This window comes from Ruminococcus sp. AF17-12 (genome assembly GCF_003479245.1).
GTDB lineage: Bacteria > Bacillota > Clostridia > Lachnospirales > Lachnospiraceae > Blautia_A > Blautia_A fusiformis.
The window spans coordinates 1-19,274 of record NZ_QUGY01000014.1; the positions used below are offsets into that span (position 1 = coordinate 1).

17 protein-coding genes are annotated in these 19,274 nt (G+C 43.7%); 15 read left to right on the plus strand and 2 right to left on the minus strand.

Going from position 1 to position 19,274, the window contains the following annotated elements:
- From DWW77_RS18190 to DWW77_RS14035, 12 genes are all read left to right on the plus strand, one after another.
- The coding region (locus DWW77_RS18190; RefSeq protein ID WP_207664958.1) for a hypothetical protein at positions 1-186 on the plus strand (186 nt) is incomplete at its 5' end.
- 29 nt (positions 187-215) lie between these two features.
- Positions 216-1,823, plus strand: coding sequence for a response regulator transcription factor (locus DWW77_RS13985; protein WP_118608934.1), 1,608 nt, complete (start codon positions 216-218; stop codon positions 1,821-1,823).
- 21 nt (positions 1,824-1,844) lie between these two features.
- A complete protein-coding gene (locus tag DWW77_RS13990; RefSeq protein ID WP_118608935.1) occupies positions 1,845-2,696 on the plus strand; it encodes a sensor histidine kinase in 852 nt (283 codons plus the stop codon).
- A gap of 5 nt (positions 2,697-2,701) precedes the next feature.
- Positions 2,702-4,123 (plus strand): sugar ABC transporter ATP-binding protein, encoded by a 1,422-nt coding sequence (locus DWW77_RS13995; protein ID WP_118608936.1) that lies wholly within the window; start codon positions 2,702-2,704, stop codon positions 4,121-4,123.
- Positions 4,124-4,295: 172 nt separating this feature from the next.
- Positions 4,296-5,810, plus strand: coding sequence for a sugar ABC transporter ATP-binding protein (locus tag DWW77_RS14000; protein ID WP_118608937.1), 1,515 nt, complete (start codon positions 4,296-4,298; stop codon positions 5,808-5,810).
- Complete coding sequence (locus tag DWW77_RS14005) at positions 5,807-6,769, plus strand: ABC transporter permease (RefSeq protein ID WP_118608938.1); 963 nt, start codon at positions 5,807-5,809, stop codon at positions 6,767-6,769. The genes DWW77_RS14000 and DWW77_RS14005 overlap by 4 nt, the downstream gene beginning before the upstream one ends.
- 51 nt (positions 6,770-6,820) lie before the next feature.
- Complete coding sequence (locus DWW77_RS14010; protein WP_286188023.1) at positions 6,821-7,891, plus strand: sugar ABC transporter substrate-binding protein; 1,071 nt, start codon at positions 6,821-6,823, stop codon at positions 7,889-7,891.
- Positions 7,892-7,989: 98 nt separating this feature from the next.
- Positions 7,990-8,907 carry a sugar phosphate isomerase/epimerase family protein gene (locus tag DWW77_RS14015; protein ID WP_118608939.1) on the plus strand — a complete coding sequence of 306 codons (918 nt, stop codon included), beginning with the start codon at positions 7,990-7,992 and terminating at the stop codon, positions 8,905-8,907.
- Between the two features lie 251 nt (positions 8,908-9,158).
- Positions 9,159-9,638, plus strand: a complete 480-nt coding sequence (locus tag DWW77_RS14020; RefSeq protein WP_118608940.1) for a PTS sugar transporter subunit IIA — start codon at positions 9,159-9,161, stop codon at positions 9,636-9,638.
- A gap of 113 nt (positions 9,639-9,751) precedes the next feature.
- Complete coding sequence (locus DWW77_RS14025; protein ID WP_118608941.1) at positions 9,752-11,224, plus strand: PTS transporter subunit EIIC; 1,473 nt, start codon at positions 9,752-9,754, stop codon at positions 11,222-11,224.
- Between the two features lie 185 nt (positions 11,225-11,409).
- A complete protein-coding gene (locus tag DWW77_RS14030) occupies positions 11,410-12,519 on the plus strand; it encodes a YibE/F family protein (protein ID WP_353616944.1) in 1,110 nt (369 codons plus the stop codon).
- Complete coding sequence (locus tag DWW77_RS14035; RefSeq protein WP_118608942.1) at positions 12,516-13,295, plus strand: YibE/F family protein; 780 nt, start codon at positions 12,516-12,518, stop codon at positions 13,293-13,295. The genes DWW77_RS14030 and DWW77_RS14035 overlap by 4 nt, the downstream gene beginning before the upstream one ends.
- A gap of 301 nt (positions 13,296-13,596) precedes the next feature.
- On the opposite strand, the gene DWW77_RS14040 is transcribed toward DWW77_RS14035, so the two are convergent.
- A complete protein-coding gene (locus tag DWW77_RS14040; protein WP_147419595.1) occupies positions 13,597-14,733 on the minus strand; it encodes a sensor histidine kinase in 1,137 nt (378 codons plus the stop codon).
- 168 nt (positions 14,734-14,901) lie between these two features.
- Here DWW77_RS14040 and DWW77_RS14045 point away from each other — a divergent pair, with 168 nt between their 5' ends.
- The 3 genes from DWW77_RS14045 to DWW77_RS14055 all read left to right on the plus strand — a co-directional run bounded on the left by DWW77_RS14045 (position 14,902) and on the right by DWW77_RS14055 (position 17,845).
- Positions 14,902-15,339, plus strand: coding sequence for an Hsp20/alpha crystallin family protein (locus DWW77_RS14045; RefSeq protein ID WP_015526401.1), 438 nt, complete (start codon positions 14,902-14,904; stop codon positions 15,337-15,339).
- 489 nt (positions 15,340-15,828) lie between these two features.
- Positions 15,829-16,791, plus strand: a complete 963-nt coding sequence (locus tag DWW77_RS14050) for a nucleoside hydrolase (RefSeq protein ID WP_118608944.1) — start codon at positions 15,829-15,831, stop codon at positions 16,789-16,791.
- A 91-nt stretch (positions 16,792-16,882) separates the two neighbouring features.
- Positions 16,883-17,845, plus strand: coding sequence for a 3'-5' exonuclease (locus DWW77_RS14055; RefSeq protein ID WP_118608945.1), 963 nt, complete (start codon positions 16,883-16,885; stop codon positions 17,843-17,845).
- On the opposite strand, the gene DWW77_RS14060 is transcribed toward DWW77_RS14055, so the two are convergent.
- The gene (locus tag DWW77_RS14060; protein WP_118608946.1) at positions 17,816-19,120 is read right to left on the minus strand and encodes a D-alanyl-D-alanine carboxypeptidase family protein; all 1,305 of its coding nucleotides are present in this window, start codon (positions 19,118-19,120) and stop codon (positions 17,816-17,818) included. The two genes, DWW77_RS14055 and DWW77_RS14060, sit on opposite strands and share 30 nt — an antisense overlap.
- Positions 19,121-19,274: the final 154 nt, after the last annotated feature.

The following is a 19,274-nucleotide window of genomic DNA, read 5'->3' on the forward strand; positions in this document are numbered from 1 at the left end:
AAAGATCTTCCCTCCCCCTGCATAGCAGGGGGTTTATTTTTACTGTCACACAATCAGAACAGGCCGGAAAGACAATCATCAGTCTTTCCGGCCTGTTTTTCTGAAATATTTTGTAATATAATCTGGATGAAAAAATATAAGGTGCGTGATATAATTTCTGTAATATATAACAGTTATTTTTGCTGAAATAAAAGGAAACATATCTGGGGGAAATTATGCTGAAAGTAATCATTGCAGATGATGAGCCGAAGGTAAATCTTTTGTTGCAGAAGATTGTGGACTGGGAAAAACTGGGGTACCAGATCGCGGGAACTGCCAATGACGGGGAAAGAGCACTTCAGCTTATTGAGGAAGAAAAGCCGGATGTTCTGATGACAGATATCCGGATGCCGGGAGTGGATGGAATGGAGCTCATCCGGCGGGCAAAGGAACTGCGGCCGGATCTGGTTTTTATCGTGGTAAGCGGGTACCGGCAGTTTGAGTACGCACAGACTGCGCTGAAATACGGAGTGACCGATTATCTTCTGAAACCGGTAAATGCGGAAGAACTGACGCAGCTTCTCATCCGAATCCGTGAGGAAGAGGAGAAAAAGAGACGTCTGGATAACTGGACAGCGTCTGTGGACCGGCAGCTTCGTGAAAACGAGTGGAAGAAACGGGAACAGCTGGTAGATAATCTGCGGGAATACGCACAGGAAAACAGGGAGCTGAACGGTTATGAAAGCCTGAATCAGGAATATGGCTGTGATTTTCATGAAGGCACTTATCAGGTGATCATTATAAAACCGGATATTCCTTCTGCGGAAGAACATGGGGATGCATACAGGATCATGATGAAACGGTCGCTGTCTGTAGTTCAGAAAGCGCTGGAACAGTTTGCGGATGAATCTGCGGCGGCTGTTCATGCGGAGGGGATCATGGTTGTGATCTATAAGGAAAAGTATGATCCGGTACAGCTGCGCCAGTTTCTTACACGAGTCCGCAGAGAGATTGAAAATCAGAGAGATCTTTTCTGGGGAATCATTGTCACCATGGCAATGGGTGGCGAAAAACACAGGATCCAGGAGCTTCCACAGTCCATGAAAGAAGCCGTACAGCTCTGCAAGAATCGCATCACCGGTGGAAAAGGCGGCTGGCTTTCCTGGGATGCCGGCGACAATGAGACAAGGGAAGATTATGAGATGCTTCCGGAGGAACGGAAATATTTCCAGGAGATCGGAGAATATCTGGACAGCAAAAAAATCTCCATGGAGGTTGCCAGAACAGAAGGGATCATGACAGCTCGCAGGGCATCCGGAAGTCAGATCTATGACTGCTATATGGAAATTTCCGATGCAGTCCTCACAGGAATCCGTCAGAATGAAAAACTGGATATCGACAAAATCCGAAAAGATCTGATCTATGGATTTTACAGGTGTACCACAACCTCCGAGGCGTTTGGTTTCCTGAGAGAATATATTTCCGATCTGATCGAAAACTTTGAGAAGAAAAAAGAAACAAAAGAGCAGAAACCCATCACAGAAGCCAGAAAATATATCCAGGAGCATTACCTGGAGCCTCTGAAGCTGGAAGATGTAAGTAAACACATCGGATTTAACGCTACATATTTTTCTTCGGTTTTCAAGAAGGAAACAGGGAAGAACTTTCTGGACTATGTGACAGAGCTTCGCATGAACAAGGCAAAACAGCTCCTCTGCAGTGGTGAGATGTCTGTGAATGATGTGGCAGAGGCTGTTGGCTATCAGGACCTGAAATATTTTTCCAGATTGTTCAAAAAGAATGCCGGGATCAGCCCGTCCGATTATAAGAAAATGTATCAATAGGAGGAGGCCTGTGAGAGTGCAATGAGCCGTTTTATGACATACATTCGTTTTATTAAAAAACTGAAGCAGTTTCATAAAAATCGAAATTTGGAAAATGTGCTTCGGGAGGACTGGTCGTCATGCAGAGAGCTGGAAGAATTCTGCAGGGATATCACAAGCATCACGGAGGCCGGACCGGAAATGCGTTTTCAACAGAAGCAGGCGGAGTATCTGGCACTGCAGAACCAGATCAATCCTCATTTTCTTTATAATACCCTGGAAGCCATACGTGCGGATGCCCTGATCGCAGGTGTGGATCAGATTGCAGATACCACAGAAGCGCTGGCTACCTTTTTCCGTTATACCATCACGGATGTGGAACGGCTTGTGACCTTGTCTGATGAGCTGGAAAATGTGGAAGATTATTTTACCATTCAGAAATTCCGCTTCGGTGATCGGATGAATCTGGAACTGGAACTGAACGATGAGGAGCTCTTAAGCGCCAGGATGCCAAGGCTTGTGCTGCAGCCTCTTGTGGAAAATGCGGTTGCCCATGGCCTGGAAGAAAAGACAGGAGAGGGAACCGTGAAGGTGGTAGTGGAAAGCAGCCGAAATGTTCTTTATATTTATGTAAAGGATGATGGTGTAGGTATGGATACCGAACAGATGGAGAAACTCAACGAAATCTTTTCTGCGCAGAACCGTACCAGGAAACGCTTTGGAGATGGCAGGAACCGAAAGGGTGGTATTGCACTTCCCAATGTAAACAGCCGCATTAAGCTGCTGTTTGGAGAAGATTACGGACTGCATGTGTTCAGTTCGGAAGGAATGGGAACCGAGATCCGCATGCTTCTCCCGCTGATCTACGATGACGGAGAAATCAATCTGAGGTAGCGTAAATGAAAGAAGAACTTCTTAGAATTGAAAATGGCCTTCTGCCTGTAAAAAATAAAAAGATCATTCTGGATCTGGAAATTTCCAGAGGAGAATGCGTGGGAATTTTTCCGGACAGTATCTCGGACTCGGATATGATCCTGAATTTTTTTCGCGGGACTATGGATCTGAAAACGGGAAAAACATTTATCTGTGAGGAACAGGCGGACAGTATGTCCATACACAGGGAGATTTCCAACCGGGTTGCGGTTCTGGAGAGAAAAACCAATTATTCGCCGGAACTGACAGTAGGAGATTATCTTTTTTCCCTGAAAGGAAATCTTGGGATCAGGGACCGCAGGGAAATGAAGAAAAGGTTCAAAAGCCAGGAGGCTTTGGAAATGAAGGAGCTGCTGTGTGGGGAAATTGACTGGAAGGACCGCATCCGGGATCTAAGCCCCATTGATTATGGAAGGGTATTTTTGTTCCAGTCCTGGCTGTATGATGTGGATATCCTGGTTTTCAGTTTCCTGACAGAGTATCTCCGGCCTGATGATATCGAACGTTTTATGGAATACAGCGAGCTTCTTCTCCAGAGAGGAAAGGCTGTTTATATTCAGGATCAGAGTTATGAATTTCTGTTCCGCTACGCCGGAAGGATCGATATCCTGAAAAAAGGTCTGATCTGTTACCGGCTTAGTGTGGATGAGTATGAAAAAGAAAAACTGTATACAGCAGCTTCTGGTGTATGGAAAGGCGCTGTACCGGTCACGGCAGGAAAAGGAAGGATCATTCTGGAAATGGATCATATAAAATTTCATGATCAGGAAGAGGAACCTTTTTCACTGAAGGTCAGAAGCGGAGAGATCGCGGTGATCCGTGACAACGATTACAAAACAGCCAGCAGATTGGTAAACACGCTGGCCGGCAAACAGAGATGGAGAGAAGGAGAAATCCGCATTAACGGAGAAAAAGCAACCCCCGGAATTCTGAAAAATTACCTTGGAAAAAAGATCGGCATCCAGACCTCTGTTACCAGCAGAAAGGAAAGCACCCTGTTTAAAAATCTCACAGGCCTGGAAAATTTAAGCCTGGTCCTTGCACCGAAAGCAGGAAAACGCATTGTGAGAAAAAAACTGGAGCAGAATATCCTTCAGGAGAGCAGCCGGTGGTTTTCAGAAGAACAGATGCTGAAAAAAACAGGTGAGTGGTCCCAGAAGGATTACCTGATCCTTTCTTATCTGAAGTGGTATATGCTGAATCCGGGAATCCTGATCTGTTTTTTTCCTTTTAACGGACTGGAATATTATCTGTATGACCAGGTTGTGGAAATGATGCTGATGTGCCTTGGAAAAAGCATGGGAATCCTTCTTCTCACCGGAGAAGCAGGCGGGATTTCCAGCAGATGTAACAACAAAGAGTTCTTAAATCGCCTGCGTATTGTGTGAAAAATATAAAAATCCAAAAATCATCCCCCCTGATATGAAAAATGTCGGTTGGAAAGTGAGCATAAATTGTTTAATATATGCTCATAAACAAACCAAAACATTATCAGGAGGGATTTTTAATTCCCCTGTATGGTTATTAAGCGAGGAAAAAGGAGAGGAAGGGAGAAAATCTATGGAATATGTTCTTGAGCTGAAAAACATCTATAAGTCATTTCCGGGTGTGAAGGTTCTCGAGGATGTTACCCTTCAGGTCAGACCAGGTGAGGTACACGCCCTGATGGGTGAAAATGGTGCCGGTAAATCCACACTGATGAAGATTCTAATGGGAATTTACAAGGCAGACCAGGGAAGTATCTTTCTGGAAGGTAAAGAAACTGTCATACACGGGCCGAAGGATGCCATGAGCAAAGGAATTTCCATGATCCATCAGGAGCTGAACACAGTGCTGGACATGGAAGTGGCAGAGAATGTTTTTGTTGGAAGAGAGCTTCTTAAAAAAGGATTTGAGAAGCTGAAGATCGTGGATATCGCCAGAATGAGAGAGGAGACCGGCAAATATTTCCGGGAAATGAATATCGATATTGATCCCCGGGCAAAGATGCGTACCTTAAGTGTAGCGGAAATGCAGCTGGTAGAGATTGTAAAGGCAATCTCACTGAATTCCAGGATCATTGTTATGGACGAGCCTACATCCGCCATCACAGAGAAAGAAGCAACTGTACTTTTTGCACAGATCGAAAGACTGAAAAAACAGGGTGTTGCCATTATCTATATTTCTCATAAGATGGATGAGATCTTCCGGATCTCAGATACCATCACAGTTTTAAGAGATGGTCAGTGGATTGGAACCAAACCGGCAAAAGAGCTGGATAACGATATGTTGATCAAGATGATGGTAGGTCGTGAGCTGACTGACATCTATCCAAAGGATCCGGTAGAGATCGGAGATGTGATTCTGGAAGTAAAAAATCTTTCCAGAGGAAAGAAAGTACGCGATGCAAGTTTTTCACTGAGAAAGGGAGAAGTTCTTGGAATTGCAGGTCTGGTGGGAGCCGGCCGGAGCGAGCTGGTGGAGACGATCTTTGGATTATATCCGAAAACCGGCGGACAGATTTTCCTTCATGGAAAAGAAGTACATATAAAAAGTGCGGCAGATGCCATTAAAAACAAAATGGCCCTGATCACAGAAGACAGAAAGCAGACAGGACTGAACCTGATCGTTTCTGTAAAAGAAAATATCGCTTCTGTATCCATTGGAAAACTTTCCAATCACGGAATTGTAAATGATAAGAAGATCAATGAAGTATCTGAGAAATATATCAAAGAGCTGAAGATCAAAACTCCTGACGGAAACGCCATTGTAGGAAACTTAAGTGGTGGTAATCAGCAGAAGGTAGTACTTGCCAAGTGGCTTCTGGATGAGCCGGATATCATAATCTTTGATGAACCAACCAGAGGAATTGATATCGGAGCAAAAAGAGATATTTACCTTCTGATCAACAATCTGGCAAAAGAAGGAAAAGCGGTGATCGTAATATCTTCAGAGATGGCAGAGGTTATGGGAATCTGTGACAGGATCCTGGTCATGGCAGAAGGAAGGATCAACGGCGAGGTCCGGAGAGAGGAGTTTTCTCAGGAAGTGATCATGGGATATGCCTCTAATATAACAGGAGGGAAACAGGAATGAAAGCAGCAGTGACTACAAAGAAAAAGATAAATTTTAAAGAATTTGGTATTTTTATAGCGTTTTTTGCACTGGTAATCGTATTGATGATCATTTCACCGGATGCATTCGCAAAACCACGAAACCTGATCAACATTATCAAGCAGGCATCGGTTAACGGCATTCTTTCCTGTGGAATGATGTTCGTGATAATTTCCGGAGGAATCGACCTGTCAGCTGGTTCTACCATTGCTTTTGCAGGTGTTGCAGCTGCCTATTGTGCACAGAATCCGGACGGAGGGATCCTTGTTCCGATCCTGGCAGCTCTGGCAGCAGGCGCTGTGGTAGGTCTGATCAACGGTTTTGGTGTTGCATACCTGAATCTTCCGCCATTTGTCATCACACTGGCAACTATGACGGGAATCCGGGGCCTGGCACTGATCTTAAGTAACGGTTCTCCGGTTTACGGACTGAACAAACCGTTTGAGCACATGACAAGCTTTTTCCTTTTCGGAAAGATCCCGCTTCTGGCAGTTTACTTTATACTGATCGTTCTTTTCTGCGGATTCATTCTTACAAAAACGGTTTTCGGAAGAAGAGTATATGCGATCGGTGGAAGTGAGACAACCGCAAAGGTTTCCGGAATCAATGTAAAACGTTATAAACTGGCTGTTTATACTATCTGCGGTGTACTTGCAGGTATTGCCGGACTTCTGGTTGCATCCAGAACCGTTCAGGGTTCTCCGACAGCCGGTGAGGGATATGAGATGGATGCCATCGCAGCTGTTGTTATCGGTGGAATCAGTATGTCAGGCGGTGCCGGAAAATGGTACGGAACCATCATTGGTGCTCTGTTCCTGGCAGTTATCGGAAACGGACTTGATATCCTGGGTGTATCATCCAACTATCAGAAGATCATCAAAGGTGTGATCATTGCAGTTGCCGTATATGTAGACTTACGAGGCAAAGCAAAACAGGAATAAAAAATAATAATGTAAATATTAAAAACTAAATGTATAACGGAGGGAAAAGGTATGTTTAAAAAATTACTCGTAGCAGGACTGGGGCTGGCAATGACAGTATCCATGATGACAGGATGCTCTTTGGTATCCGACGGAAGCTCTTCTTCTGACACAAAGACAGAGGAGAGTGCGGCAGCAGACAGCTCTGAGGACAGTTCCGAGGCAGACAGCACAGCAGATGCTTCCAAAGAGGAATCCGAGGATGCAGGAAGCGGAGATCTTATCGAAAAGAAAATGGCTCTTTTTATGACACATATGTCAAATGAGTTTACCGTTACTCTTTCCAATGCAGCAAAGGATGAGGCTGCAGAGAGAGGCTATGCGCTGAATATCTACGATGCAAATCAGGATGCACAGAATCAGGCAGATCAGATCGAGCAGGCTATCACCCTTGGCGTGGAAGGTATCATCATCGAGCCGGTATCTGTTGACGGTGTCGTACCATCTGTTAAAGCTGCAAAAGAGGCAGGCGTTAATGTCGTTATCGTAAACCAGAGAATCAGTGATCCGGAAGCTGCTGACTGCTATGTAGGTGCAGATGCGGCAACCACAGGTTCCAAGCTCATGGAAGAGGTTATGAAGGACATCGGCGGAAAAGGTAATGTAGCTCTTCTCCTTGGACCTATGGGTTCTGACGGACAGGTTGGACGTTCTGAAGGTTTTGACCAGGTACTTGCAGATTACCCGGATGTAACCGTAGCATTCCAGGATACTGCAGAGTGGCAGACAGAGCCGGCACTTACCATTGTTGAGAACTGGCTGAACGCAGGAAAAGAGATCAGCGCAGTAGTTGCACAGAATGACAGTATGGCTGTAGGTGCTGCAAAAGCCATCGCAGATGCACAGAAGACAGGTGAGATCAAAGTATATGGAATCGATGCTACATCTGAAGGACTTCAGGCAGTTCTGGATGGAAAGCTTCAGGGAACCATGGCACAGGGTACTTCTGACCAGGGTAAATTTGCAGCAGATGCATGCGCAGACCTTCTGGATGGCAAGGAAGTTGATTCCGAGACGATCGTAGATAACGTATACTACACAGCAGACAATGCTCAGGAAGCATTGGATGCCATTGCAAAATAAGTAAAACAGAGATATGCGAAATATATGAAAACGGGCGGAAGGCGGGAAGGTAAATTTCCCGCCTTCTGTTTTAACTGAGAAATTGGGAGGGTTTTAACATGAAAATTGCATTTGATGTAGATGTTCTGGCAAAACAGATGGATATCAACCGTATGGTCCACCAGGTTGCTGACTGGGGTTACAAATATATTGAACAGTCTCCGCACCCCAGGATCAATCCTTTTTACAAGCATCCGCTTTTTTCGAAGGAATGTGAAATGGAATACCGGGATGCGCTGCGTGAGACCGGCGTGGAGATTTCTTCCTTCATCTGTGTCTACCGCTGGTCCGGCCCTACAGAGGAGGAGCGTCAGTTTGCAGTTGCCAATTGGAAAAAAATGATCGAGATCGCAGTAAACATGGGAGTTCCTGTGATCAATACCGAGCTTTCCGGTGATCCGAACCAGGCAGAGATCTGCAACGGTATGTGGTTCCGTTCCATGGAAGAACTTCTTCCGATCATTGAAAAAGAAGGCCTTCGTGTGGAGATCCAGTCTCATCCCTATGATTTCTGTGAGCTGAATAATGAAACCTGCGATATGGTAAAATCCTTCCGTTCCAAAAATCTGGGTTACGTATATTCTTCCCCTCACGGATTTTTCTACGATCAGGGAAAGGGTGATGTGGAAAGCATGCTGAAATATGCAGGCGATGAACTGACCCATGTGCTTTTTGCAGATACCTTTAATCAGACTATGGACTGCCGCTACATTCTGAATCCGCCGTCACTGAACGGAAGGGGAAAAGCAGATGTGACGGTGCACCAGCATCTGGCCATGGGCGAGGGAGATGTTGATTTTGACGGTATCTTCCGTACCTTAAGAGAAATGGATTTTGCAAAGAAGCAGCTTGCACCGGATGCCCCGAAGGTGGGTGGTGACAATATCGCCTGTGTATCCATGTTCGGCTTCCCCGAGAAGATGAACAAGCAGGCTCCGGAGGCGAGAGAAAGGATCGAAAAAGAACTGCTGAAGTAAACTGAATATTCTTGCATAAGCTGTCGCATTAATGTGCTACAGCTTATTTTTTTGAAAAATACCGATAAAAATGTGGACAAAACCAAAAATAATGGTTAATATATACACATGCCTAAAAAACAAAATATGAAAATTATGCGAAATATATAATATAAACCCGGCGTTGATAAAAAATATATAGATATATTTACAAATCAACATCACGGATATCAATACCTGAGGAAGTGGGAAAACAACGGGAGGAAGAGGATATGTTGAAATTTTTTAAAGGAAAAGATAAAGGAAATTTAATTTATGCACCCTGTAAGGGTAGAGTGGTTCCCCTTGCAGAGGTTCCGGACCCTGTCTTTGCGGATAAGGTACTGGGTGACGGTTTTGCAGTGATCCCGGCAGACGGCAGGATATATGCTCCGGCAGACGGTGAAGTGGCAATGGTATTTGATACTCTTCATGCAGTTACGCTGACAAGCACTCAGGGAGCGGAAATACTGATACATATCGGACTGGATACAGTCACACTTAAGGGCGAACCCTTTAAAGCGCACGTTGCAGCAGGTGACAAGGTTAAAAAGGGTGATCTTCTGATAGAGGCTGATCTGGACAAAATCGAGAAAGCCGGTTTAAATACAATTATCCCGGTTCTGATCTGCAACACAGATGATTACGGAAAGATAAGCCTCCAGAAGGAGGGGGATGTTTCGGCGGATGAAGCCATCCTCAAGCTTTCATGATCATCTTCATGCAGCTGACAGGCTTATAACAGCCCGGAGATAGTAGTAATTTTCGGGGTGTTATAACCGGAGTGATCCGGTCAAATATATTTATTTTAAGGGAGGGGAAATATATGAAATTTCTTCAAAAACTGGGAAAAGCGTTAATGCTTCCAGTGGCAGTACTGCCGATCTGTGGTATCCTTATGGGTATCGGATACTGGTTATGTCCGGCAACCATGCAGGGTGGAGACATTCACGGCGCAGCCAATCTGATCGGTCTGTTTCTGGTTAAGGCAGGCGGAGCGCTGATCGACAACATGGCGATCCTTTTTGCTATCGGTGTTGGTGTCGGTATGTCAGAAAAGAATGACGGAACCGGCGGAATTGCTGCACTTGCATCCTGGCTGATGCTCACAACACTTCTTTCTACAGGATTTGTTACAACTATCATTCCATCAATCGCTGACAGTGCAACAAAAACTCTTGCATTTGACAAAATTGCGAATCCTTTTATCGGAATCCTTGCCGGTATCATCGGATCTACATGCTATAACAAATTCAAGAGCACCAAGCTTCCTGACTGGCTGTCATTCTTCAGTGGCAAGCGTTGCGTAGCGATCATCGCAGGAGTGGTTTCCATTGTCGTATCTGTTGTATTACTGTTTGTATGGCCATTGCTTTTCAGTGCACTTGTAGCATTAGGAAAAGCGGTTGCAGGTATGGATGTTGTTGGTGCAGGTATCTATGCATTCCTGAACCGTCTGCTGATCCCTACCGGATTACATCACGCACTGAACAATGTATTCTGGTTTGATACCATCGGACTTGGCGATCTTCAGCACTTCTGGGCAGGTGAAACCTCTGCAGATGTATCCTGGAGCCTTGGAATGTACATGTCCGGATTCTTCCCATGTATGATGTTTGGTATTCCTGGTGCAGCACTTGCAATGGTTAAATGTGCGAAACCTGCAAAGAAAAAAATCGCGATCGGTCTTGTTGCATCTGCAGCAATCTGTGCATTTATCTGTGGTGTAACTGAGCCGTTCGAGTTTGGATTTATGTTCCTTGCTCCTGGCCTCTATGTGATCTATGCATTACTTTACGGTATCTTTACCATGATCACAGTTGCTCTTGGATTCCGTGCAGGCTTCAGCTTCTCCGCTGGTGCGATGGATTTACTTTTCTCATCCTCACTTCCGGCAGCACAGAAGACATGGCTCATCCTTCCTCTTGGAATTGCAGCATTCATCGTATTCTATGTTGTATTCCTTTTTGCCATCAAGAAATTTGATCTGAAGACTCCGGGAAGAGAAGACGATGACGATCTTGAGGCAGAGAAGAATATCGAGCTTGCAAATGATGATTATACTGCTATTGCCGCAAAAATCCTTGAAGGCTGTGGCGGAAAAGAGAACATCACAAGCATTGATAACTGCATCACAAGACTGAGACTTGAGGTTAAGGATATTACAGCTGTAAATGATAAAGTGATCAAATCTGCAGGTGTTGCAGGCGTGATCAAACCTGGAAAAACTTCTGTACAGGTTATCATCGGAACCAAGGTTCAGTTTGTTGCAGATGCATTTTCTGAGCTTTGTAAATAATGGCTTTTTTGGAGTCAGGTATTTGTTAAAATAATTATGGGGCAGCAGCAGAATTGTGAAAACGGTTCTGCTGCTGCTTTTTTGTATACCTTATATTGACCGATACTTTCAAAAAGCGTACAATGTTACTTCGATAAAAAGCAATAGGTCATTGCGTTTACGATTGCAATATTTCTACAGGGGGAATGAAGTTAATGAAATCCTGCGTATTTCACAAAAAATATCTTTTAGCCGGCATATATATTATTTTTGTTCTGTTTACCTGCTGTAATTCCCGATTTTATCATACACCGCTGGCAAAAATATGTTCTGTAACAGAAAAACAGACTCTGAGCAGAGAAGGAACCAGGGGATCAAAAGAATATTACTATACTCAGAAGATTACAGCACGGATATTAAACGGTTCGCATAAAGGGGAAAAAATAACGGTCTCTAATGAATATACATCTTCTCAGATTCAGACTAAGAAATATCATAAAGGAGACACCGTTCTTTTAAGCGGTTCAAAGGAAAGCCCCGGAAAAACGATACGTTCTGTAAAAAGGGATGGATATCTGGCCTTATTGGCAGGAGGATTATTTTTTCTTCTGATCTGCATTACAGGAAAGCAGGGATTTTACACGATAATATCACTGATACTGAATACGGTCATATTTGCGTATGGATTTCAGGCTTTTACAGAGGGGAAAAATATTTTAAATATCTGTAATGTCATCGCAGTTCTTTTTTCACTGACTACATTGATCTGCTTAAATGGAATTCACAGAAAAACATTTTCCTCAGTTCTTTCGACACTGTGTGTTCTGTTTCTGATCATGGCATTGTTTGAATTTTCTATTTATATGTACGGAGATCTGGATTATTCCAATCTGGAATACCTTGGAAGTACAGGCAATTCTGCGGATATATTCTGGGCAGATATTATGCTGACAGGACTTGGTGCAATTATGGATGTGACGGTGACGATCAGCGCAGCAGTAGGAGAAATCGTGCGGAAAAATCCATCGGTTTCTCTGAGAAGACTGATACATTCCGGTCGTGAAATCGGATATGATATTATGGGAACCATGATAAATGTACTGTTGTTTGTTCTGGCAAGTGGCATGATTCCCATGTTCATACTTAAGATGAATAATGATGTAAGCTTTATAACGATCGTGAGATATCACATTCCATATGATATCTGTCGTTTTCTGATAGAAAGTATTGGAATTGTACTGGCAATACCGGTATCTGTTTTTATTGCTTCAGTGATTATGAAAATACCATCACGGAAAAGGGGTGTCAGAGAATGATCATTTTTCTTGCATTGATTTTAATTTTTCTGGTGATCTTGATTGGCGGAGAGCGTGGAGCCATGTCAATTATGACACTGGCAGGAAATATTGTAATTTTGTTTTTTTCAATTATGCTGATGTCTGCCGGATTCCCTGTACTGCTCCTGATATTGGTGGCAGGAGCAGGTGTCTGCTATAATTCTCTGTTTTATCAAAATGGAAATAATCCAAAGACGCGGGCGGCTTTTCTGGCTACACTGCTGGTAATGTTACTTTTGTTTATTCCGATTTATATTATCACATGGAGATCAGGAAGCTACGGGTTAAATGAGCTGCAGATTTCGGAAGACGATTTTATGTATTATTACAGTACGGATCTTCATATCAACATGCTTCATGTAGGAATATTTGTAACTGTTTTCAGTACTCTTGGAGCTGTTATCGATACGGCATTATCCGTAACCTCCTCTGTATATGAAGTCTGGACCCATAAAAACAGTCTGACAGCGAAGGAGCTTACAGCTTCCGGCTATCAGGTCGGAAAAGAAATCATAGGTACAACAGTAAATACACTGCTGTTTGCTTATCTTGGGGGAACTATTCTGTTATTTTCATACATTCAGACACAGCAATATACCCTGGAAATTATTCTTAATTCCCAGTTCCTTTTTCAGGATGTTGCGGTTATGTTATTTGGTGCGGTGGCATGTCTTATTACCGTCCCGGTGTCGATCAGATGCATCATCCGGCAGATTCACCGTACTGGTCCAGAAGAAAAACAGTCAGATCTGTGAAGAAGAATTTTCTTTTTCTTCACAGTCCTGACAGATTCCATGAAGCGTAAAGCAGTGTCAGATTTGTCGTAAATGTCATAAATTTGTGGTCAAAAAATGATGAGAAATGGAGAGTGCTAATTAAATATTGTGAGCGAAGTAAGGCGTGAGTCATAAAATATGGCTTGCGTCTTTTTCTTTGCCAGAAAGGAAGTTATAAGTTTGAAGGAGTAAATGTATGGACAACATGTAAAAGGAGCCAGTAAAACAACTCCAGGCTTTGCTGTTATGGATTATGAATAGAACACACATTCACCGAATGTTAGTTATCTGTTTTATTACAACACATCACAGATGCATAGAACATTCCATCCTCTGTTTTAAAGTGGCAGACACCATTGTAATGTGCGGCAATGTTTTTGACCGATTGTGTGCCGAGCCCGAGTCCCTTATGCTTCGTTGAAACAAGCTTGTCATCATTTGTACATTTGAGTGTTCCTGAGAAGGTATTGTCCACCGTAATACAAAGCGAACTGCCGGTCAGGTTGGCACGAATCAAGATTTTCCGGTCATTGCCAGACTCATTTTTGCAGGATTCCAGTGCGTTTTCAATCAGATTGCCGAATATAACAGAAATATCGGTATCTGAAACGAAGATATCATTCGGAATCTTAACTTTAACAAAATAATTAATACAGTTATCCTTAGCTTGCTGAGCAAAGTAGAGCAATACAGCGTTTGCGGCAGTATTTTCGCAAAAACGGACAAGAGAGTTATCCGGAAGGCTTTTGCTGTACTCATTAAGGTAATCATGCAGCACATCAAGTTTTCCTTCCGTCAGGTATTCTTGTATGAGAGCGATATGATGACGCACATCATGCTTTGCACGGCGGGCGTCAGTGATTTTTTCCTGCAGATTCTTATATTGCATTGCCTGCATTATAAGCTGATGGTTCTTCTCACGTAATTCCAGAGATTTGTTTTGCTCCAGAATCAATCGTGCGACCACATAGTAAATCAAAAATGCTCCTATGTTGATGGCAAAAAGAAAGAGAGTGTTTTTCGGTTGAAGTGCCATTTCCAAGCTGGAATGGGAAGAATTCCCATAGAGCAGATAGCACCATATCAAATAGAAGGTTGCAGGGATTAGCCATAAATACCGCCATTCCAAACCGGACGATTCGCTTTTTACAGCCGGTACGATGACCATTTTCATATATAAAAGAACAGGAACAGAAAGACATATTTCCACAGCAAAGAACATCAGAGAGGATGACCAACGGTAATCCTGCGTTGCCAGGACTGGAAAGAAAAATCCTTCCAGACATTTAGCGGAAACAACGGTTAGATTTGCAAGGTTGGAAATCGTCAGCAGGGTAAAAAGAGTCTTACCAAAAAGATTTTTGACAGCCATAAAATAGAAGGTTAAATGTGAAGAAAGTGTGAAATTAGCACTCACCTCTTGACAGTGCTAATAATGCGTGTTATAGTACATACAGAACAAAGGAAGAGAGAAAAAAGAAATCTTCCGGAGAAAGTTCTTACAGAATTAGCAGATGTTTTCAGAAACAGTAAATTAAAAACGCCTGCGCAGCACGCAGCGAATATAGATCAGGAGGAATGAGTTATGTTAATGCCAAGTATTTTCGGAGAAGATTTATTTGATGATTTTATGGGATATCCGACAGGCCGTCAGGCAGCTGCCAATGCTTATCCTCAGGTGAAGGATATGATGAAGACAGATATCCGTGATGTAGATGGCAATTATGAACTGGAGATCGATCTTCCGGGATTTAAGAAAGAGGATGTGAAGATCCAGCTGAAAAATGGTTATCTGAACATTCAGGCAACCAGAGAAGAGAAGAAGGACGAGAAGGATGATAAAGGTAAATATGTTCGCAGAGAACGTTATACAGGAACCTGCAACAGAAGCTTTTATGTAGGCTCGAGCATTAAGCATGAAGATATCCATGCGAAATATGAGAACGGAATCCTTCATGTAACCTTCCCGAAGGAAGAGACCAAGAAAGAAGCAGAAGAGAAGAAATTTGTTTCTATTGATTGATCAGCATTTATTGTGAAGCCCCGGTACTGGATTGCAAGCTCCGGGTGATGGGATATAGCATAATAACAATATCCGGAACAACCCAAACGGATATTGCAAATATTAAAGCTCCAAATTGCACATTGCATTTGTTTATATAAATGAATATAACCCCCTTTTTTCCACCCCTCTGCCAATGCCTGGCAGAGGGGTTCTTTACGTTTCAGCCTGAAGTACAGAGGTGAATTCTGATTACTGTTTACTGGTAATATTCCGCGAGGTGTTTTGTGTGAGCGAAGGTCACAGAAAACCCGAGACATACCGCGCGAATTTATGCGATCAGCATAAATTCTGTGCATCGCGAAGCGTGTTGCTGAGAACGGAGTGAACAGTAACGAATTCTGATTAACTTTACACTCTTTCCTCACTCTGTTATACTTGGAACAGGTAAACAGCGGAAATTCGGCAATACTATAAAATTGGGGAAAGAGTTTTTACAGAGGTGAACATATGGGAGATAGAATCAAGGTTATTATGGACTGTGATCCGGGAATCGATGACGGCATTGCGCTGGCGTATGCGGCGGCGCATCAGGATGAACTGGAGCTTCTTGCAATAACAACATTTGCAGGAAACGCTACCATTGATAAAGTAACGAAGAATGCACTGGAACTGGTAGATTTTTACGGATTGAATGTTCCTGTAGCAAAAGGTCAGGAACGTCCTCTTGTAAGAGAAGCGCTCCATGCAGAAGAATTTCACGGAGAGACAGGCCTTGGCCACTGTGTCCTGCCGGAGACAAAAACAGAAATCGCATCCGACAATGCGGTGCTTTTTATCCGTGACATTCTGAATGGTCTTCCGGAAGGCGAACAGGTAACGATGATCGAGACAGCACCAATGACCAATCTTGCACTGCTTCTGAGGATTTTTCCGGAGGTGAAGGATAAGATCCGCAGGATCGTATTTATGGGCGGCGCGGCAAAGGGCGGAAACATCACACCGGCAGCGGAATTCAATATTTACGCAGACCCGGAAGCGGCGAAGATCGTATTTACTTCCGGAGTTCCACTGGTGATGTGTGGACTGGATGCCACCCTGAAATGCAATCTCACCAGAAACCAGATCATGAAATTATGCCAGTCCGGTGATCCGATTGCAAAAGCCTGCGGCGATATGGCCGGTTATGTACTTGGAAATCCCACCAAATACCGTTGCGTGGCAAGTATTCATGATGCGGTACCATTTATGTATCTTCTTCATCCGGAGCTTTTTAAGACGGAAAAAGCGCTCCTGGATGTAGACTGTTCCGATGGTGCCGGACGAGGTGCCACATTATGCGATTTCCGCTGGTGGTTACACGAAGAAGACGAAATGAAAGATATAATCCTGACAGATGCAGACACCGGAAGTTTTCAGCAGGAACTGTTTGAATCAATTTATTCCGTGTCCGAACGCAGAAGCACGAAATAACCAAGAGCAGGTCATGAAGCAGCGTGAACGCACTGCCTGCTCTCCATAAATATATCTGTGCACACTGTCAGATAAGAGGACAGAAAAAATCATGAACTACATTGTATTTGACCTGGAATGGAACCAGAATCCGGACGGGAGAAAACATCCGGACAGCAGGCTCCCGTTTGAGATCATAGAGATCGGGGCAGTAAAATTAAACGAAAAAAGAGAGATCATTGATACATTTCAGTGCCTGATTAAGCCCAAAGTGTACCACTGGATTCACGACAGCATCCATGAAGTGATCCATGTGGATTATCATGAGCTTGAAAAAGGAATCCCTTTTCCAAAAGCCATCCGCAGATTCTTGGACTGGTGTGGAGAGGAATATCGTTTTTTTACCTGGGGAAATCAGGATGTGATGGAGCTTCAGCGGAATATGAAATATTATAATCTTCTGAAGCTGATCCCGGGGCCGGTACACTATTACGATGTGCAGAAGCTTTTCAGCATAAAATTCGAAGACGGGATTGCCAGACGTTCTCTGGAATATGCCATTGATTATCTGAAACTTCCGAAGAACCGGGATTTTCACCGGGCTCTGGCAGATGCCAGCTATACGGCAAGAATCCTTCTGGAAATTGACGAGGCCTGCATGATCCGCCATCCATCCCTGGATGTATATCAGAACCCAAAGTCAAAAGAGAAAGAAATTTATATTTCCTACACAGATCATGACAAGTTTGTATCCAGGGAATTTGTATCAAAGGAGCGCCTGATGAAGGACCGTACCATGGTAAGCACGGTGTGTCCCATCTGCAGATGCCCCGCCAAGCGGAAAATCCGCTGGTTCAGCACCAACAATTCCAAGGTATATTACAGCCTTGCCCTCTGTCACGAGCATGGACCCGTTGCAGGGAAGATCAGAATTCGAAAAACCGATGAGGGAAAATATTTCGGGGTAAAAACCCTGAGAGCAGAAGATACAGAAGCGGCGGATGAAATCCGTGAAAAGCACGAATCTCTCCGCCGTAAGAAACTTTTAAGAAGAGGTCTGGAGGAGAAGGTCTGATACGACATTTCGTTCGTATTGCATTCCCCATCCAACCATCTGTTTCTGGTAATAATATTTGCTTTTCAGACGCAGCGGGCCGGCAGCATTCTGGAGAACGGCCTGGCGTTTGGTAAGCTGTGATCTTTTTGTACCTTTTGGTACAGTCACATAAACATTTGTCTGGTAATAAAACGGATAGGTGTTTCCGTTATTCTTAAGAATATATTTATCACATGGGAGTACCTTAAACGGGACTGGTTCCATGGAAACTTTCATATCCATTTTTTCAAAATTTTCAAAACCATAATTAAAAAGTGAAGCGGTATCACTGTATGCATTTGCTGCGGAAGTAGAATTCAGAATTACGGCTACCAGTGTCATGTTTCCACGTTTGCAGTAGGTGACCAGAGTATTTCCGGATGCATCGGTGTAGCCAGTTTTTCCACCGAGGACTCCCTCATAATAATATTCACCGTTTTTCATCATCTTATGGTGATTGAGAAGCTGCCTTGCTTCCGCAAATTTATTGGTGGCCGGGATTTCATAATACCTTCTGGTGCAGTATCGGCGGAAAAGCGGATTCAGCCAGGCGGATTTTGCAATTTTGGCCATATCGGAAGCTGTGGTGTAATGGGTTTCATCCGGAAGACCGTTTGGATTGTTAAAGTGCGTATTCTTGCAGCCAAACAGTTTGGCACGCCAGTTCATAAGTTCGGTGAATTTTTTTACAGAGCCGGAAACTTCTTCTGCAACAGCCACAGACATCTCATTTGCGGACTGGAGCATAACTGCCATCAGCGCCTGATCTCTGGTAAATACCTCACCTGGAGCAGCGTAAATGCTGGAGTCACCGGCAGATACACTGGTGGATGCATTCTCGGAAACAGTAATTTTTGTCTTGACGTTCAGATTTTCGCAGGCCAGAAGCGTTGTCATGATTTTTGTAATACTGGCAGGATAAAGCTGTGTATCCCCGTTTTTGGAATAAAGGACCGCTTCTGTATTTACATCCATGAGAACTGCAGCCTGGGCTTCCACATTTGGGCCTTTAGGCCATCCGTCAATGGAATCAGTGTCTGCCGCCTGTGAATAGTAACTGGAATGTGCCGGTGCGGCCTGAGTCACCTGACCGGACTGGCTGTCAGGAACTGGTGTGGCAGTGACAATCGGATCACCATATTCATCGTATCCATAGGCAGCCGCAGCACAGGGAGCAGCGCCTGTGAGCAGGATCCCTATGCCGAGAATGCCTGCAAAGATCCGACGCAGGGATCGTTTTTTCATATTTTTCATAATAAGATACCTTTCAGTGATAAATCCGGGCGAGAAGGTTATTGTTCATTTGAGAATCAGTAACCGAAAAAATTCCTGCCCGTTTTGTGATGGGTTTCAGTATTTCATTGATTATAGCATTGTATTAATGAAAAGCTGTATTTTTGCCCTGAAG

What these genes read in the sequence shown, in the direction of transcription:
- DWW77_RS13985 (WP_118608934.1), top strand. Translation starts at nt 216, where the DNA reads ATGCTGAAAGTAATCATTGCAGATGATGAGCCGAAGGTAAATCTTTTG.
- DWW77_RS13990 (WP_118608935.1), top strand. Translation starts at nt 1,845, where the DNA reads ATGAGCCGTTTTATGACATACATTCGTTTTATTAAAAAACTGAAGCAG.
- DWW77_RS13995 (WP_118608936.1), top strand. Translation starts at nt 2,702, where the DNA reads ATGAAAGAAGAACTTCTTAGAATTGAAAATGGCCTTCTGCCTGTAAAA.
- DWW77_RS14000 (WP_118608937.1), top strand. Translation starts at nt 4,296, where the DNA reads ATGGAATATGTTCTTGAGCTGAAAAACATCTATAAGTCATTTCCGGGT.
- DWW77_RS14005 (WP_118608938.1), top strand. Translation starts at nt 5,807, where the DNA reads ATGAAAGCAGCAGTGACTACAAAGAAAAAGATAAATTTTAAAGAATTT.
- DWW77_RS14010 (WP_286188023.1), top strand. Translation starts at nt 6,821, where the DNA reads ATGTTTAAAAAATTACTCGTAGCAGGACTGGGGCTGGCAATGACAGTA.
- DWW77_RS14015 (WP_118608939.1), top strand. Translation starts at nt 7,990, where the DNA reads ATGAAAATTGCATTTGATGTAGATGTTCTGGCAAAACAGATGGATATC.
- DWW77_RS14020 (WP_118608940.1), top strand. Translation starts at nt 9,159, where the DNA reads ATGTTGAAATTTTTTAAAGGAAAAGATAAAGGAAATTTAATTTATGCA.
- DWW77_RS14025 (WP_118608941.1), top strand. Translation starts at nt 9,752, where the DNA reads ATGAAATTTCTTCAAAAACTGGGAAAAGCGTTAATGCTTCCAGTGGCA.
- DWW77_RS14030 (WP_353616944.1), top strand. Translation starts at nt 11,410, where the DNA reads ATGAAGTTAATGAAATCCTGCGTATTTCACAAAAAATATCTTTTAGCC.
- DWW77_RS14035 (WP_118608942.1), top strand. Translation starts at nt 12,516, where the DNA reads ATGATCATTTTTCTTGCATTGATTTTAATTTTTCTGGTGATCTTGATT.
- DWW77_RS14045 (WP_015526401.1), top strand. Translation starts at nt 14,902, where the DNA reads ATGTTAATGCCAAGTATTTTCGGAGAAGATTTATTTGATGATTTTATG.
- DWW77_RS14050 (WP_118608944.1), top strand. Translation starts at nt 15,829, where the DNA reads ATGGGAGATAGAATCAAGGTTATTATGGACTGTGATCCGGGAATCGAT.
- DWW77_RS14055 (WP_118608945.1), top strand. Translation starts at nt 16,883, where the DNA reads ATGAACTACATTGTATTTGACCTGGAATGGAACCAGAATCCGGACGGG.
- DWW77_RS14060 (WP_118608946.1), bottom strand. Translation starts at nt 19,120, where the DNA reads ATGAAAAATATGAAAAAACGATCCCTGCGTCGGATCTTTGCAGGCATT.